The sequence below is a fragment of the Micromonospora sp. NPDC049374 genome (assembly GCF_040677165.1).
In the GTDB taxonomy this organism is placed as follows: domain Bacteria; phylum Actinomycetota; class Actinomycetes; order Mycobacteriales; family Micromonosporaceae; genus Micromonospora.
The window spans coordinates 46,519-59,546 of record NZ_JBFAQH010000018.1 but is presented as its reverse complement, the minus strand read 5'-3'; the positions used below and the strand labels follow the sequence as shown (position 1 = coordinate 59,546).

The 13,028-nt window shown below is 70.5% G+C and carries 14 protein-coding genes and 1 tRNA gene; 12 read left to right on the top strand and 3 right to left on the bottom strand.

Annotated features, from left to right (window positions below):
- Positions 1-12: 12 nt before the first annotated feature.
- From AB0J93_RS25395 to AB0J93_RS25355, 9 genes are all read left to right on the top strand, one after another.
- Entirely contained in the window at positions 13-2,238 is a 2,226-nt protein-coding gene (locus AB0J93_RS25395; RefSeq protein WP_363924831.1) for a cell division protein FtsK, read from the top strand.
- Positions 2,239-2,380: 142 nt separating this feature from the next.
- Complete coding sequence (locus AB0J93_RS25390) at positions 2,381-2,629, top strand: hypothetical protein (protein ID WP_363924830.1); 249 nt, start codon at positions 2,381-2,383, stop codon at positions 2,627-2,629.
- A complete protein-coding gene (locus AB0J93_RS25385) occupies positions 2,626-2,916 on the top strand; it encodes a hypothetical protein (RefSeq protein ID WP_363924829.1) in 291 nt (96 codons plus the stop codon). Before AB0J93_RS25390 ends, AB0J93_RS25385 begins: the two co-directional genes overlap by 4 nt.
- Positions 2,916-3,212 (top strand): hypothetical protein, encoded by a 297-nt coding sequence (locus tag AB0J93_RS25380; RefSeq protein WP_363924828.1) that lies wholly within the window; start codon positions 2,916-2,918, stop codon positions 3,210-3,212. The genes AB0J93_RS25385 and AB0J93_RS25380 overlap by 1 nt, the downstream gene beginning before the upstream one ends.
- A gap of 15 nt (positions 3,213-3,227) precedes the next feature.
- Positions 3,228-4,136: a bifunctional DNA primase/polymerase gene (locus AB0J93_RS25375; protein ID WP_363924827.1), complete on the top strand. Its 909-nt coding sequence runs from the start codon at positions 3,228-3,230 to the stop codon at positions 4,134-4,136.
- Positions 4,133-4,903: a DUF6884 domain-containing protein gene (locus AB0J93_RS25370; RefSeq protein ID WP_363924826.1), complete on the top strand. Its 771-nt coding sequence runs from the start codon at positions 4,133-4,135 to the stop codon at positions 4,901-4,903. The genes AB0J93_RS25375 and AB0J93_RS25370 overlap by 4 nt, the downstream gene beginning before the upstream one ends.
- Positions 4,900-6,501, top strand: a complete 1,602-nt coding sequence (locus AB0J93_RS25365) for a YfjI family protein (protein WP_363924825.1) — start codon at positions 4,900-4,902, stop codon at positions 6,499-6,501. Before AB0J93_RS25370 ends, AB0J93_RS25365 begins: the two co-directional genes overlap by 4 nt.
- A 532-nt stretch (positions 6,502-7,033) precedes the next feature.
- Complete coding sequence (locus tag AB0J93_RS25360) at positions 7,034-7,234, top strand: helix-turn-helix domain-containing protein (RefSeq protein WP_210936130.1); 201 nt, start codon at positions 7,034-7,036, stop codon at positions 7,232-7,234.
- Positions 7,231-8,634: a tyrosine-type recombinase/integrase gene (locus tag AB0J93_RS25355; RefSeq protein ID WP_363924824.1), complete on the top strand. Its 1,404-nt coding sequence runs from the start codon at positions 7,231-7,233 to the stop codon at positions 8,632-8,634. The genes AB0J93_RS25360 and AB0J93_RS25355 overlap by 4 nt, the downstream gene beginning before the upstream one ends.
- 124 nt (positions 8,635-8,758) lie before the next feature.
- On the opposite strand, the gene AB0J93_RS25350 is transcribed toward AB0J93_RS25355, so the two are convergent.
- Positions 8,759-8,845 (bottom strand) — tRNA-Ser (locus AB0J93_RS25350).
- A gap of 149 nt (positions 8,846-8,994) precedes the next feature.
- Here AB0J93_RS25350 and AB0J93_RS25345 point away from each other — a divergent pair.
- Positions 8,995-9,972, top strand: coding sequence for an NAD(P)H-quinone oxidoreductase (locus AB0J93_RS25345; RefSeq protein WP_363924823.1), 978 nt, complete (start codon positions 8,995-8,997; stop codon positions 9,970-9,972).
- Between the two features lie 72 nt (positions 9,973-10,044).
- Here AB0J93_RS25345 and soxR read toward each other — a convergent pair whose 3' ends face one another.
- Positions 10,045-10,482: a redox-sensitive transcriptional activator SoxR gene (gene soxR / locus AB0J93_RS25340; RefSeq protein ID WP_363924822.1), complete on the bottom strand. Its 438-nt coding sequence runs from the start codon at positions 10,480-10,482 to the stop codon at positions 10,045-10,047.
- A gap of 46 nt (positions 10,483-10,528) precedes the next feature.
- On the opposite strand from soxR, the gene AB0J93_RS25335 reads away from it, so the two are divergent.
- Positions 10,529-11,254: a transketolase gene (locus AB0J93_RS25335; RefSeq protein WP_363924821.1), complete on the top strand. Its 726-nt coding sequence runs from the start codon at positions 10,529-10,531 to the stop codon at positions 11,252-11,254.
- A gap of 2 nt (positions 11,255-11,256) precedes the next feature.
- Entirely contained in the window at positions 11,257-12,144 is an 888-nt protein-coding gene (locus tag AB0J93_RS25330) for a transketolase (RefSeq protein WP_363924897.1), read from the top strand.
- 126 nt (positions 12,145-12,270) lie between these two features.
- Here the strand turns inward: AB0J93_RS25330 and AB0J93_RS25325 are convergent, their stop codons facing one another.
- Positions 12,271-12,975, bottom strand: coding sequence for a glycosyltransferase family 2 protein (locus AB0J93_RS25325; protein ID WP_363924820.1), 705 nt, complete (start codon positions 12,973-12,975; stop codon positions 12,271-12,273).
- Between the last annotated feature and the right edge of the window lie 53 nt (positions 12,976-13,028).

The window sequence follows — 13,028 nt, the reverse complement described above, 5'->3', positions numbered from 1 at the left end:
AGGAGAACGATCATGGCTAGCCCCAACCCCCATGACGATGACCATTTCGACCGGCAGACCGCTGAGGCGAACCTGACCGACCACGCCACCGGCCCGGACGCCGAGGTGGTGGACCTGGACGACGCCCGCGCTCGCCGGCAGGGTTCCGTCACCCCGGACGGCGGTGACGGCAGCGACCTGGACGACGATGGCGAGGACGCGGAGAGTGTTGCCGATGACCCGGACCGCGACGGTGGGCCGGTTGACGCCGCCGAGGACATTCCCCGTGATGTGCTTGCGCGGCAGCGTCAGCGGCGGCCAATCCTGGCTGATTGGGCGCGTTCGTGGCGCGGCTTGCGGGCCGCTGTTCGGCATCAGAGCAAGGACGCCGGTTACGTGGCCGCGTACCACACGGTGCGTCTGCCGAAGTACGCGGCGAAGACTGCCGTCTACGCCCCGTTGGGGCTGTTCCGGGGCGTCGGTCGGGCGTTGCATTGGGCCAGTGCCGAGGAAGGGAACTGGCACTTGCGGCAGGCCGCCGCGTCGCGGGGTGACGCGGACACGTGGATGAAGCTGGATGCTCGCCGGCAGCGTCAGACCGTGTGGCGGTGGTGGGTGCTGGCCGGCGCTGCCGGGGCAATGGTGGCCGGTGCGATCGTGCTGGCGCTCGGTCCCACGTGGTGGCGGTGGGTCGCTCTGCTGGCGGTGCTGCCGCTGCTCGCCACACTCGGCCGTCCGGCGGACAAGCCGCTGACCGACCGAGTTTCCGAGAGCACGCGGTATCGCAAGCTCACCGCCGAGCTGGTGCGCCGGGCGTTGACGTCGCTGCAACTGCCGGCCATCAACTCCGCGGTGGCCAAGGACGCGAAGGCGATCAGCTTCCCGGTGGACATCCACCGGGACGGCCCCGGCCACCTGGCGGTGGTCGACCTGCCCTACGGGGTGGAGGCGTCCGAGGTGGTCGCCCGGCGGGGCAAGCTGGCCTCGGCGATGCGGCTTCCGCTGGATCAGGTGTGGCCCGAGACGGCACCCGGCCACACCGGACGCCTCGCTTTGTGGGTCGGCTACGAACCGGCGTCGCAGATGACCCCGCCGCCCTGGCCGCTGCTGTCGACCGGGGCGAAGGTCGATCTGTTCAAGGCGTTCCCGTTCGCCACCACGCCCCGGCTGGACACCATCAGCGCGGAAATGATGTTCCGCAACTGGCTGTTCGGTGGCCAGCCCGGATCGGGTAAGACGTTCGCGCTGCGGCTGTTGCTGCTCGCCGCGTCGCTGGACCCGCGTGCGGAGATCCGAGGCTACGAGTTGAAGGGCGTTGGAGACTTCGCCGTGCTGGAGCCGGTCATGAGCGAGTACGGCAACGGCTTCGATGACGACACCCTCGCCCGGTGCGCCGCGTTCATCGACTGGCTGTACGAAGAGTGCCGCCACCGCTCCAAGCGCATCGAGCACTACGCCCGGCTTGGAAAGGCCCCGGAGAACAAGGTCACCCCGGAACTGGCATCGCTCAAGGGGTCCGGCCTTCACCCCCTCGTCGCCTGGTTCGATGAGCTGCAAGAGCTGATGACCAGCAAATACGGCAAGGACGCCGGAGAGAAGTTGGAAAAGGTCATCAAGCTCGGCCGAGCGCTCGGCGTGATGATCGCGATCGGTACGCAGATCCCTGACAAGGACAGCTTGCCGACCGGCATCAGCCGCAACGTCAACTCCCGGTTCTGCCTGTCCGTGGCTGACCAGACCGCGAACGACATGATCCTTGGTACCTCGGCCTACAAGCAGGGGCTACGCGCCACGGTGTTCGTGCCCGTCGATGAAGCAGGGTGGGGCATCCTGCGCGGCTTCGGCCCGAAGGCGTCGGCGGTGAAGTCGTACTACGTCAACACCGCCACCGCTGCTCAGGTGGTCACCCGTGCCGTCGCGCTGCGACAGTCGGCCGGGACGCTGCCCGTGCCGGACGAGCAGACCCGGCAGGTGGCCCCGATCGCCGATGTCCTCGGCGACCTGGCCCGAGTGTGGCCGGGGGATGAGAAGTCGGCGTGGAACGAGACGCTGTGCGGTCTGCTCGCCGAGCTGCGACCCGACGTCTACGGCGGGTGGGAAGCCGCGCAGCTCACCACCGCGCTCAAGCCGCACCCGTCGATCAAGGTCGCCGATGTGGGTCGGCGCATCGACGGCAAGTCGGTCACCCGGCGCGGCATCAAGCACACCGACCTGCTCGCCGCGATAGCGGAGCGTGACCGCAAGCGGTCGGCTGACTGACCACCCCGGAGCGTGCTAGCGCTAGCGGCCCGTGCTGCTAGCGCTAGCACCCCCGCTAGCACCCAATCCGAATCATGAGCTGCCATCTAGCGGATAGCAGCTCACGGCCCTTCACGCCCGAAAACCGGCCCAGGAGGCTGTCATGGACCCCCTGACCACCGCCGCTATCACCCTCGCCACCATCCCCGCGCTGATCACGCTCGGTTACAGCATCCTGTGCTGGGTCGCGCCGTTCAAGACCTGCCAGCGATGCGCGGGCACCGGTCAGACCACCACCCGCTTTCTGCGTCGGCCGCGTGCCTGCCGCCGCTGCGACCGGGGCATGAGGTTGCGCACCGGACGGCGCGTCTACAACGTCCTTCACCGGCTACGCGCTGAGGCGCACCGATGAGCCGCCGGAACGCCGGTCACACCTACTGGTGCGCCGGTGGCCACCGATGCGGCCTCGGCGAACACCGCTCCGACGAAATCGTGGTCGACGCTGGCCACGCGCGGGCAGTGCTGGTCCGCGTGCGGACCGCCGCGGGCCGCGACCACGCCGAGGTGCGCGTCAGAGTGGCGCTCGCCCCGACCGAGCAGGCCGCCCGCCGTCAGCTGGTCGGCCTGCTCGGCGACGTGCGCCAGGCCGTGACCCGCGCGGCGATCGCAGCGCGACCCCGGCCGAGGCGGGCCGCGTGATGGCCGGGCCGCGCCGCGACGGCGCTTCACCCCGCGATGCCCGACTGTCCGGGCTGGAGATCTGGCTCACCGGCACCCCGGCCGAGCTGGACGCCGCCACCGCTGCTCTTACTGCCGCCGGGCACCGGATCGCCCAACGCGGCACCCGCCGTCCGCTGACCGGCGCTGATGCCGGTCGGTGCCGCCTTTACCTGCGGCTGTCTGTCGCCACCGCTGCCCGCCCGTCCGGCCGCGCCCCGGCCACCTCAGGCGCGGCGCTGCTCAACCTCGACACCGCCCGCCGCAAGACCGCCTGATCAGGAGACATCTCCATGTCTGACCTGCTGACCGCTGCGCTCGGCCACGCCGAACGCGGATGGCACGTCTTCCCGCTCCGTCCCGACGACAAGCGACCCGCCTTCCCCGACCATGCCGCCGACCGGTGCATCGGCCGCGACCCGCGCTGCCGCGCTGCTGGCCGGCATGTCGGGTGGGAGGACCGTGCCACCACCGACCCCGACCGCATTCGCCGCGCATGGTCGGCCCGCCCGTACGGCATCGGCATCGCGTGCGGGCCGTCTCGGCTCGTGGTGGTCGACCTCGACACCCCGAAGCGGTCCGCCGAGACGGGCGGGCGGGACGGCCTGGCGGTGCTGGCCGAGCTGGCCGACGCCCACCGGGCGACCATCGATCCGACCTACACCGTCACGACCGGCCGAGGCGGCACTCATCTCTACTACCGCCACCCGGCAGGTGGCACGGTGCTGCGGAACACGGCCGGGACGCTCGGGCCGATGGTCGACACTCGCGCCGCCGGTGGCTACGTCGTTGCCGCCGGTTCGACCGTCGCCGCACGGCCCTACACGGTGGCGCTCGACGTTGATCCCGCACCGCTGCCCGGGTGGCTCGCCGACCTGCTCGCCCCTGCACCGTTGCCGCCGCAGCGGCCCGTGGTGGTCGACCTCGGCACCAGCCGTGCCCGGGCGTACGTGCGGGCCGCCATCGCCCGAGAAGTCGACCGGGTGACCGCCGCCGCGCCGGGCGAGCGGAACCGCAGCCTGTACGTGGCCGCCGTCGCGCTCGGGCAACTCGTGGCCGGTGGCGCGCTGACCGAGGACGACGCCCAACACCTGCTGGAACAGGCGGGCGTGACGGCCGGGCTGCGCACCGCCGAGGCGTACCGCACCGTCCGATCCGGCCTCACCGCTGGTGCCCGCCGACCTCGGACGGTGGCCGCATGACGCCGCCTGACGACAACCCCGGTTGTCACCGTGCGCCGCAGCTCGACGCGGCGACCGGTCACGTGAGCGAGCATGCCGCCGCGCTGGCGACCGCCCGCACCCCGTCCGATGCACTCGCCGCGCTGGCCGCGTTGGAGACGGCGTGCCGTGAGGCGCGAGAGTGGCTGGCGGTTGACCTGGTGCTCATCGACGGATGGTCCTACGCCGACCTCGGCCGCACGCTGAACGTCACCCGGCAGGCCGCAGCCAAGGCATACGCCGATCCGGTGAACACCCGCATGCGGCGCACCGTGATGGGCCGTGATGACGCGCTGGTGATCGTGCCCTGCGGCACGGCGAAACTCGGCCGACCCGCGCATGCCGGGCACATGTACACCGGCAGCTACCACCGGGCGTGCCGCCGCGCCGCCGACCGTCTCGGCGGACGGCTGTTCATCCTGTCCGCCCGCCACGGCCTACTCACCCCGCACACCGTGATCGAACCCTACGAACAGCGCATGAACACGCCCGGTGCGGTCACGGTGCCGACCCTGCGCGCCCAAGCCCGACGCCTCGGCATCGACACGGCAGGCCGAGTGACGGTGCTTGCCGGCCGCGACTACGCCGACCCGGTAACAGCGGTCTGGCCGCACGCCGTTCGGCCGTTGGACGGCACACGCGGGATGCCCGAACAGATGGCCCGGCTCGCCGAGCTGGCGCGCACGACGACAACCCCGGTTGTCACCAACCCAGGCCCCACCGCACCACCGGAAGGACGTGCCGCATGAGCGCCGCCCGTCTCCACCTAGTCACCGACCATCCGCAAGCCACCAGCGAGGAAACCGCAGGCGGGCCGCTGTGGGATGTTCCAGTGCCCTTGACCGGTCCCAACACCGCGCCGCCGCCGTTCCCGGTGGAGGTGTTTCCCCGATGGTTGGGCGACATGGTGACCGGGGTGGCCCGGTTCACCGCCACCGACCCGGCGATGGCCGGCACCCTCGCCATGGCCGTCCTGTCCGCGTGCGCGGGTGGCCGGCTGGACGTCGAACCCGTGCCCGGGTGGCGGGAGCCGGTGAACATCTTCGCCGCCGTCATCGCCGGCCCTGGCGAACGGAAGTCACCCGTGCATCGAGCGATGACCGCACCCCTGTTCGCTGCTCAGTCGACGCTCGCCGAGGCGGCGCGGCCTCGGATCGCTGAGGCCGCCGCGCTGCGGGACATCGCCGACCGGCAGGCCGAGCAGGCGAAGACGGCCGCGGCGAAAGCGACTGACCCCGGCAAGCGGGATGAAGCCGCGGCCGAGGCCGTCGCCGCTGCCATCGCGGCCGAGGCGATCACGGTCCCGACGTTGCCGAAACTGATCGTGGATGACGCCACCCCGGAAGCGTTGATCGGCCTGATGGCCGCGAACGGCGGGCGGATGGCGATCATCAGCGATGAGGGCGGGATCTTCGACACCCTCGCCGGCCGGTACTCCGGTGCGCCGAACCTCGACCCGTATTTGAAGGGTCACGCGGGTCAGCCGATGAGCAACGAACGGCAGACCCGCGAGGGTGCATCGGTCGACAAGCCGGCGCTCACGGTGTGCGTGATGGCGCAGCCGACCGTGCTGCGCAAGTTCGGCGGTAACGCCGACCTGGCCGGGCGTGGCCTGCCGGCCCGGTTCCTGTTCGCCCTGCCCCGATCGCTGGCCGGATATCGGCCGGTGGACACGCCGCCGGTGCCGGAGCAGGTGACCGCCGGCTACCGGCACCGGGTGCACGACCTGGCCGCGACGTTCGCCGAGTGGCCCGACCCGGACGTGGTCACCCTCACCGACGACGCCGGACGGGTGCGGCGGGCCGCCGCCGAGCAGGTCGAAGCCGAGCTACGGCCCGGCGGAAGCCTGTACGACATGCGCGAGTGGGGCAACAAACTCACCGGCGCAACCCTGCGGCTGGCCGGGCTGTTGCACGTCGCGCACCATCCGACCGATGCGTGGCTGCGGCCGATCGACGCCGACCGCATGGCCGACGCCGTTCGCCTGGCCGAATTCTTCGCCGCGCACTATCGGACCGCGCTGACCGCCATCGGTACCGACAGCGCGGTGGAGAACGCTCGGTACGTGCTCGGCGTGCTCACCGGCAAGGGCATGACCACGTTCACCCGCCGGGAGCTACACCGCCGGGTGTCGCGCCGGCTACCGAAGTCCGATGACGTGTCGGCGGTGCTCGCCGAGCTGGCCGCGCTCGGATGGGTCCGCCACGGGCCGGACGGCCGCTACGAACTGCACCCCCGCGCCACCGCCGAGCAGGAACCCGGAAGCGTTGACACGCTGACACCTGACCCCGACAGCGACGTTTCCGCAGCTCAGGACACCCGAGCGGGTGTCAACGGCTCGCGTTGACAGCCGTTGACAGGCGTTGACAACCCACCGCCGGCCCGCCCGGTGTCAACGGGTGTCAACGGGTGTCAACGCCCCCCGGTGACACCCGCTCACCCGCCGCCACCTGCGGAAACGGCCGAATGTTGGCGGGTTGTCAACGTGTCAACGTTTCCCGGCCCATTTTCGACCGGCACCGGCGATCCGGATCGGGCCGCCGGTGGCCGGAAACGGCCGCTGAGAGCGTCTGAGAGCGCCACGCCCTACGCCCTACACCGGGACACCCGCGATCTTGCGCCCACGGCGCTCTCAGCGGGCCGTTCTACGCCACTCTGCGGCGATACCTCCCCGTACCTCCACAAGTGACCGCCACCGACCGGAAGGCCGCCACCGTGCGAATCAGGCTGCACGGCACACCCGCTGAAACAGCCGCAGCACTCAACGCCATCGCCCGAGTGCTGCACATCCGCTCTGCGTCCCGGCCCTACCCCGACCGCCGATCCCCGATGTTCCAGCGCATCTACCTCGACGCCACCCCGAGGGAGGACACCCGCCGATGACCGCCCGCCGCACCTCCACCGGCAACCTGCTCACCCTCGCCGAAGTCCTGGACGAACTTCGCGTACCCCGGTCGACCTTCTTCCGCTGGAAGGCCACCGGCCGCGCACCCCGAACCATCAAGTACCCGAACGGAAGCCTCTACGTCCGCCGCCGCGACCTGGACAACTGGCTCAACGATCACGAGGAGGCCGCTTGAGCAGCTACGACGTACGCATTCACGCGATCCTGGCCAATGACCTAGCGGGCAAGCGGAAGTCGTACACGGTCCGATGGAAGGTGGCCGGCAAGCCGTTCCGAAACACGTACGCCACTCGGGCACTCGCCGAGAGCTTCCGATCAAAGCTGGTCGTGGCACAGCGCGAGGGAACGGCATTCGATGAGAAGACCGGGCTACCGGAACCGATGGCACGGGAACTGAACAGCCGGAATTGGTATGACGTAGCCGTTGCGTTCGTGGACATGAAATGGCCGCGTGCGGCAGCGACGCAGCGCAAGAGCATTGCCGATGCGCTCACCACAGTCACGCTCGCCCTGCTCGCCACGTCACGCGGCGCACCGGATGACGCCGAGATCCGTCACGCCCTCTACACCTGGACCTTCAACAAGTTGCAGCGCGACCGGGACAACGGCATACCGCCGGAGAACCTTGCGCCGGTCATCCGATGGCTGACCGCGAACACTCTGCCGCTCACCGACGTGGCAAATCCAGCCACCATCAGGAAGGCACTCGACGCTCTCACGGTTCGGATCGACGGTGGCCCGGCCGCAGCGAACACCGTCGCAAGAAAGCGGGCCGTCTTCTACAGCGCCTTGAAGTACGCGGTTGAACTTCGCTATCTCGAAGCTCACCCAATGGACTTCATTCAGTGGCGAGCGCCGAAGAACACCGATCAGGTTGACCGGAAGGTGGTCGTGAATCCTGAACAAGCGCGTTCCTTGCTCTCAGCAGTGCGCAAGCGCGATCCGCACTTGGCAGGCTTCTTCGCCTGCATGTACTTCGCCGCGCTCCGCCCCTCCGAGGTAATCCACCTACGCGCCGACGAATGCGAGCTACCCGAAAAGGGATGGGGTTGGCTCCACCTCAGCGGTTCTACGCAGCAGGTAGGCGAGGATTGGAGCGACAGCGGCAAATCGTTGGAAGATCGGGAGTTGAAGCACCGGGCGAAGAAGGCGACCCGCGATGTCCCGGCCTGCCCGGAGTTGGTTCGCATCCTGCGGCAGCACGTCCGGGCGCACTGCCGCGACGCCAACGGGCGGATGTTCAACGCCGCTGGCGCGCGACCCGCCCCGGTGTCCAAGAGCACCTATCTGCGCGCCTGGCGACAGGCACGCGAGGCTGCGCTGACACCGGCTCAGCAGCGCTCACCACTGGCGCACCGGCCGTACGACCTGCGGCACGCGGCCGTGTCGCTCTGGCTGAACGCCGGAGTGCCGGCTACCCAGGTCGCCCAATGGGCGGGGCACAGCGTGCATGTGCTGTTGAAGGTCTACGCCTCGTGCATCGACGGCCAGGACGAGGCCGCCCGGAAGCGAATCGAGGGAGCGTTAGGCACCGACGACCAGGCCGAGGAAGCGCCGGGCGACGCCGACACGTAAACGACACGACCAGTGAGACACGGCGGCACCGGGCGAGACAAAGTGAGACTCATTCACCACCCATAGAAGCGCCCCCTGATCAGCGTTCGCGCTGGTCAGGGGGCGTTTTTGCTGTCCAGGTGGGCGGAGGGTGTGGGATTCGAACCCACGAAGACATTGCTGCCTTACCGGTTTTCAAGACCAGCGCCATCGGCCACTAGGCGAACCCTCCCGGACCACGCGGTGCGCGGCCGTGCCTAGTCTGCCACGCCGCGTACATCGGTGAACGGCCGAGCTACCCGGTGCCTCGGGACCACTGACGCTGGGTGTTGACCCGGGGCACCGACGTGGAGCCGGCCCGGGATCGGGTAAGACTGGGCCATGCGAGCGATCACCATTGCGGAGCCCGGCGGACCCGACGTACTGGCCTGGAGCGAGGTGCCGGACCCGCGGCCGGGTCCGGGTGAGGTCGTCGTGGACGTACGGGCCACCGCGGTGAATCGGGCCGACCTGTTGCAGCGGCAGGGGCACTACCCGCCCCCGCCGGGCGCGCCCGCGTACCCCGGGTTGGAATGCTCCGGGGTGGTGAGCGCGACCGGGCCCGACGTGGTCGGCGTGCGGGCGGGTGACCAGGTCTGCGCGCTGCTGGCCGGCGGCGGGTACGCCGAACGGGTGGCCGTGCCCGCCGGGCAGTTGCTGCCGGTGCCGGCCGGCGTCGACCTGGTCGACGCCGCCGGGTTGCCGGAGGTGGCGTGCACGGTGTGGTCGAACGTGGTGCAGGTGGCCCGCCTGGCGGCGGGAGAGACGTTGCTGGTGCACGGCGGTGGCAGCGGAATCGGCACGTTCGCGATCCAGCTCGGTGCGGCGCTCGGCGCGACAGTGGTGGCGACCGCCCGGGCCAGCAAGCACGAGCGGCTGCGCGAGTTGGGCGCCGATCTGCTTGTCGACTACCGGAAGCAGGATTTCGTCGAGGAGATCCGTCGGGCCACCGACGGCCGGGGCGCAGACGTCGTCCTGGACATCATGGGCGCGTCGTACCTGGGCCGGAACGTGGCCGCCCTGGCCGCCGACGGTCGGCTTGTGGTGATCGGCATGCAGGGCGGTCGTAAGGGTGAGTTGGACCTGGGTGCGCTGTTGGCCAAGCGCGGCACGGTCGCGGCCACCGCGCTGCGCTCCCGGCCGCTGGAGCAGAAGGCGGCGATCGTACGCGGGGTACGCGAGCAGGTCTGGCCGCTTGTCGAGGCGGGCCGGGTGCGTCCGGTGATCGACCGACGGCTGCCGATCACCGACGCGGCGCAGGCGCATCGGCTCGTGGAGTCGAACGAGCACGTCGGCAAGGTGCTGCTCACCGTCGGCTGAGCCCCGGCGACATACCCGCCACCGACAGCCAGGCAACCGGGCAACCGGGCAACCGGGCAACCGGGCGGGAAGCTAGCCGGGCAGCACGAGGCGGGCTCCGGGGCCCTCACCGCCCAGGTTGTCCTCCGGGTTGTAGAGGGTGCAGCGGCGCAGTGAGAGGCAGCCGCAGCCGATGCAGGCGTCCAGGTCGTCGCGGAGCCGGCTCATCAGCCGGATCTTCTCGTCCAGTCGGGCCCGCCAGACCGTGGAGAGCTTGGCCCAGTCCTCGGCGGTGGGGGTACGGGCGGCGGGCAGCGAGTCGAGCGCGGCACGGATCTCCTCCAGCGAGATGCCGACCTGCTGGGCGATCCGGATGAACGCCACCCGCCGCAGCTCGCCGCGGTGGTAGCGGCGCTGGTTGCCGCTCGTCCGCTCGGCCCGGATGAGCCCCAGCCGCTCGTAGTAGCGCAGGGCGGACTGCGCCACCCCGCTGCGGGCGGAGAGTTGGCCGATGGTCAATGCTTCCTGCATCACGTCGCCTTGAGTTGAACCTCGCTTCAACTTGCAGGCTATCCGTATGACCACACTCGCCACCACGGCCCGGGTCGCCGAGGCCGCCGCGCCGCTCGACGGGCGCGATCCGGTCGCACCACTGCTGGAGCGCGTTCGCGCCGGTCGGCAGTTCGGTGCGAACGTCCTGTCGACCCTCGACGTGCTTCAGGTGCTCTACGACCGGGTGCTGCGGATCACCCCGGAGACCGTCGACGACCCCGACCGCGACCGCTTCCTGCTCTCCAAGGGCCACGCAGTGGCCGGCTACTACGCGCTGCTCGCCGCGAAGGGCTTCATCCCGCCCGACTGGCTGGACGACCAGGGCGGGCCGGGGAGTCGACTCGGCGACCACCCGGACCGCACCCTGATCCCCGGCGTGGAGATCGGCTCCGGCTCGCTCGGGCACGGCCTGGGGCTGGGCGTCGGCACCGCACTCGGGCTACGTGCCCAGGGCCGGCACGAACCACGGGTGTACGTGCTGCTCGGCGACGCCGAACTGGACGAGGGCTCCAACCACGAGGCGATCGCGTACGCCGGAGCGGTCGGTCTGGGCAACCTGACCGCGATCGTGGTGGACAACTCCTCCGCAACCCACGGCTGGCCGGGCGGAGTGGCCACCCGGTTCACCGTCAACGGGTGGACCGCCGCGACGGTCGACGGGCGGGACCGGGACGCCCTCCACCCGGCGCTGACCGGACACCACGGCCACCGCCCGCACGCCGTCGTCGCGCTCATCAGGGACGGTGAGTGATCGTGCGGGACACCTTCGTGGCCACCACGACCGCGTTCCTGGACGACCCGCGGACCGTCGTCGTGCTGGCCGACATCTCCGCCGCGGCGTTCGCTCCGGCCGCTGCCCGGCATCCAGACCGGGTGCTCAACGTCGGTATCCGGGAGCAGCTCATGTTGGGGGTGGCCGGGGGCCTGGCACTGACCGGGCTGCGCCCCATCGTGCACAGCTATGCGCCGTTCCTCGTCGAGCGGACGTACGAGCAGATCAAGCTGGACCTCGACCACCAAGGGGTGGGAGCGGTGCTGGTAAGCGTCGGCGCGTCGTACGACCGCGCGGCAGCGGGCCGCACCCACCTCGGCCCGGCGGACGTCGCACTGATCGACACCCTGCACGACTGGACGGTGCACGTACCCGGCCATCGGGACGAGATCCCCGGGCTGCTGCGCGACGTGGTCTGCGGCCGGGACTCGGCATACGTGCGGCTGTCCACCCAGAGCAACGCGCAGGCGTACCCGGAGGCGGGCGACCTGCGGGTACTCCGGGACGCCGGACCGGGGGCGGCGCTGCTGGTCGCGGTCGGTCCCACGGTGGACGCGGTCCTCGACGCGACCTCGGACCTGCCGGTCACCGTGGCGTACACCCACCGGCCACGCCCGTTCGACACCACCGGCCTGCGGGCGCTCGTGGACAGTGAGGTGATCCTGGTCGAGCCGTACCTGGCGGGCACCTCGGCCCGGCTGGTCTCGGCCGCGCTGACCGACCGGCCGCACCGGTTGTTGGCGCTCGGGGTCCGTCGCGAGGAGCTGCGCCGGTACGGTTCGGCGGCGGACCACGCGCGGTGGCACGGGCTGGACGCGGCCGGACTACGCCACTCGATCACCGAGTTCCTGTCTCCGGCGCTGGTCTGATCGCTCGCCGGTTCGCGGCATGTCGCGGTTTCCGGGGCCGTGATACGGCCGGCATGCCGCAACCGGCGCCGTGTCATCGGCGGGGCGCGGTCAGCCGGGCGGTCAGCGGGGCGGTCAGCGGGGCGGTCAGCGGGGCGAGGCGTCGGGGTTTCGACGGGTGCGCTCGCGGCCGAGGATCCAGAGTGCCTCGACGCCGTCCCGCCAGGTGATCTTCTTGCCTTCCTCGCGGCCCCGGGCCCGGTAGCTGATCGGCACCTCGTAGGGCCGGATGCGGCGACGCAGCAGCTTGCCGGTCACCTCGGCCTCCATGCCGAACCCTCGGGAACGGACGTCCAACGAGCGGTAGAGCGCGACCGGCATCAGCTTGAAACAGGTCTCCAGGTCTCCGATGTAGGAGTTGAACAGCACGTTCGCCGCCATGGTGACGCCCTTGTTGCCGATCACGTACCAGAAGCTGTAGGCGCTGTGGCTGCCGAATGTGCGGTTGCCGTAGACCACCGTCGCCCGCCCGTCCAGCACCGGGGCCAGCAGCTTGGGGATGTCCTGTGGGTCGTACTCCAGATCGGCGTCGAGGATGACCATGTACTCGCCCTCGGCGTTGGCCACCGCCGTGCGAATGGCCGCGCCCTTGCCCGCGTTGCGCTGGTGCGTGATGACCCGCAGCCGGGCGTCGTCGGCACGCCCGAGGATCTCCCCGGTGCCGTCGCGGCTGCCGTCGTCGACCACCACGAGCTCGATCTCGCACGGGTATTCGACCGCCAGCGCCTGCTTGAGGGCATCCGCGATGCGTTCCTCCTCGTTGTAGACCGGCATGAGGATCGACAGCTTCACGGGAATCTCCACGAGGGCGGGTAATGTGTCGGCCATAGCCTAGCCCGGCAGCT

What these genes read in the sequence shown, in the direction of transcription:
- AB0J93_RS25380 (WP_363924828.1), top strand. Translation starts at nt 2,916, where the DNA reads ATGGCCGGGCCGCGCCGCGACGGCGCTTCACCCCGCGATGCCCGACTG.
- soxR (WP_363924822.1), bottom strand. Translation starts at nt 10,482, where the DNA reads ATGCAGGAAGCATTGACCATCGGCCAACTCTCCGCCCGCAGCGGGGTG.
- AB0J93_RS25360 (WP_210936130.1), top strand. Translation starts at nt 7,034, where the DNA reads ATGACCGCCCGCCGCACCTCCACCGGCAACCTGCTCACCCTCGCCGAA.
- AB0J93_RS25365 (WP_363924825.1), top strand. Translation starts at nt 4,900, where the DNA reads ATGAGCGCCGCCCGTCTCCACCTAGTCACCGACCATCCGCAAGCCACC.
- AB0J93_RS25335 (WP_363924821.1), top strand. Translation starts at nt 10,529, where the DNA reads ATGACCACACTCGCCACCACGGCCCGGGTCGCCGAGGCCGCCGCGCCG.
- AB0J93_RS25375 (WP_363924827.1), top strand. Translation starts at nt 3,228, where the DNA reads ATGTCTGACCTGCTGACCGCTGCGCTCGGCCACGCCGAACGCGGATGG.
- AB0J93_RS25390 (WP_363924830.1), top strand. Translation starts at nt 2,381, where the DNA reads ATGGACCCCCTGACCACCGCCGCTATCACCCTCGCCACCATCCCCGCG.
- AB0J93_RS25385 (WP_363924829.1), top strand. Translation starts at nt 2,626, where the DNA reads ATGAGCCGCCGGAACGCCGGTCACACCTACTGGTGCGCCGGTGGCCAC.
- AB0J93_RS25345 (WP_363924823.1), top strand. Translation starts at nt 8,995, where the DNA reads ATGCGAGCGATCACCATTGCGGAGCCCGGCGGACCCGACGTACTGGCC.
- AB0J93_RS25370 (WP_363924826.1), top strand. Translation starts at nt 4,133, where the DNA reads ATGACGCCGCCTGACGACAACCCCGGTTGTCACCGTGCGCCGCAGCTC.
- AB0J93_RS25395 (WP_363924831.1), top strand. Translation starts at nt 13, where the DNA reads ATGGCTAGCCCCAACCCCCATGACGATGACCATTTCGACCGGCAGACC.